The organism is Streptomyces sp. NH27, assembly GCF_056859195.1.
The window spans coordinates 1-2227 of sequence record NZ_JACEGK010000801.1 but is presented as its reverse complement, the minus strand read 5'-3'; the positions used below and the strand labels follow the sequence as shown (position 1 = coordinate 2227).

At 73.4% G+C, this 2227-nt stretch carries 2 protein-coding genes; one reads left to right on the top strand and one right to left on the bottom strand.

Features of this window, described 5'->3' with window-relative positions; all coding sequences use genetic code 11:
• Positions 1-19: 19 nt before the first annotated feature.
• Positions 20-1255 carry a 3-phosphoshikimate 1-carboxyvinyltransferase gene (gene aroA, locus AC13HU_RS35985; protein WP_483046201.1) on the top strand — a complete coding sequence of 412 codons (1236 nt, stop codon included), beginning with the start codon at positions 20-22 and terminating at the stop codon, positions 1253-1255.
• Positions 1256-1358: 103 nt separating this feature from the next.
• Here aroA and AC13HU_RS35980 read toward each other — a convergent pair whose 3' ends face one another.
• Positions 1359-2141: an arylamine N-acetyltransferase family protein gene (locus AC13HU_RS35980; RefSeq protein WP_483046200.1), complete on the bottom strand. Its 783-nt coding sequence runs from the start codon at positions 2139-2141 to the stop codon at positions 1359-1361.
• Positions 2142-2227 lie beyond the last annotated feature (86 nt).

Here is a 2227-nt window from a genome sequence, read left to right as displayed (position 1 = left end):
CCCCCATAGAATCGGCCGGGTGACCGTACTCGCTGTTCCCGGCTCGAAATCCGTGACCGCCCGCGCGCTGTTCCTCGCCGCCGCCGCCGACGGGGTGACCGTGCTCCGCGATCCGCTGCTCTCCGACGACACGGAAGGCTTCGCCGAGGGCCTGACCCGGCTCGGCTACGACGTGCGGCGCACCGACCGCGAGTGGCGGATCACCGGGCGCCCGGCCGGCCCCGCCGCCGACCACGCCGACGTCTTCACCCGCGACGCGGCGACCGCCGCCCGCTTCCTGCCCGCGCTGGCGGCGGCCGGCCACGGCACGTTCCGCTTCGACGCCTCAGCGCAGATGCGCCGCCGCCCGGTCGCCCCGCTGACCGAGGCGCTGCGCAGCCTCGGCGTGGATCTGGTGCACGAGGAGAAGGACGGCCACCTGCCGCTGCGGGTGGAGGCGCACGGCATCAAGGGCGGTGCGATCGACCTGGACGCGAGCTTGTCCTCGCAGTTCCTGACCGCGCTGCTGCTGGTCGGCCCGCTCACCGCGGAGGGGCTGCGGATCAGGGTGACCGGCATCGTGTCGGTGCCCTACGTCGAGATCACCCTCGCGATGATGCGCCGCTTCGGTGTCGACGTGGTCCGCGACGGCGACACCTTCGTGGTGCCGCCGGGCGGCTACCACGCGCAGGACTACCCGATCGAGCCGGACGCCTCCACCGCGAGCTACGTGTTCGCCGCGGCCGCGCTGGCCGGCCGCACCGCGACCGTGCCGGGGCTGGGCGGCGACGCGCTCCAGGGCGACCTGCGGTTCGTGGAGGTGCTGCGCCGGATGGGCGCGGCGGTCGAGACCACCACGGACGCCACCACGGTGACCGGCACCGGGCGGCTGTCCGGCCTGACCGTCAACATGCGGGACATCTCCGACACGATGCCCACCCTCGCCGCCATCGCGCCGTTCGCGGACGGCCCGGTCCGGATCGAGGACGTCTACAACACCCGTGTCAAGGAGTGCGACCGGCTGGAGGCGTGCGCGCTGAACCTGCGGGCGCAGGGCATCGAGGTCGCCACCGGCCGGGACTGGATCGAGATCCGGCCGGGCACCCCGAAGCCCGTCGAGATCGCCTGCCACGCCGACCACCGCATCGCGATGAGCTTCGCCGTCGCGGGCCTGCGCACCCCGGGCACGACCTTCGACGACCCGGGCTGCGTGAAGAAGACGTTCCCCGGGTTCCACGAGTTCTTCGCGCAGCTGCGGCACACCTGGGACGTCTGAGCCGATCCCCTTTCGCCCGCCCACCCCAACGGACGGGCGGGCGGCGTGCGTTGAGCTCCGACGACGGCGGCGGCGCGGGCCGGGCCGCTACGGTGCCGGGCCGCTACGGCGCCGGGGCGAGCGTGGGCTCGCGGTTCAGCGCGATGCCGAAGTGGTTGCGGTAGGCGGCCAGCACCTCGGCGGGGCCGGGCAGTTCGCGCTCCTGCCGGGAGCTGCCCGCGGTGCGTACGAGGGTGCGCCCGCTGAGCGTGACCCGGCCGTCGGCGGTGAGCCGGGAGCACACCAGGGACTTGCGGAAGTGGGACAGCGGTGAGGTGCGTTGCCACCAGCTGGTGGCGGCGAAGTCGGCGAGCGTGCGCGGGCGTTGCTCGACGCGGTACTGCGGTTCGTCGTCGCGCAGCACGTCCAGGTCGCCGTCGGGCGCCTCGCGTATCGTGAACACGCCGCCGGGCTCCGGCTGTTCCGCACGGCTGCCGTAGGACAGCGGGAAGTAGCTGTGCCGGCCGAAGCCGACGTCCGCCAGCCAGGCGGCGCCGTCCGCGGTGCGCACCCGCAGCGTCATATGGTCGAAGGGCGGGCCGAGTTCGCCGTCGTCACCGAAGGACCGGCAGGTCAGCAACTCCACCTCGTACCCGAGCGCGCGCAGCAACTCGGCGAAGGCACCGTTGAGTTCGTAGCAGAAGCCGCCACGCCTGCCGTCCACGATCTTCGCCACCAGCGGGTCGGGCGCCAGCACGATGTCCTCGCCGAGGTGGATCGAGAGGTTCTCGAACGGCACCGTGCGCAGATGGGCCAGGTGCAGCGCGCGCAGCGCGTCGAGGTCGGGGCGCACCGGCCGCTCGGCGCCGATGTGCTTGAGGTAGGCCGCGGCCCGCTGTTCGTCCATGCCTCCAGTTATCCCGCACCGCGTGCCCTGGCGTCACCCTCCCCAGGGCGGGGACGTGCCCTCGGACCTGGGGCGTACGTCCGAAG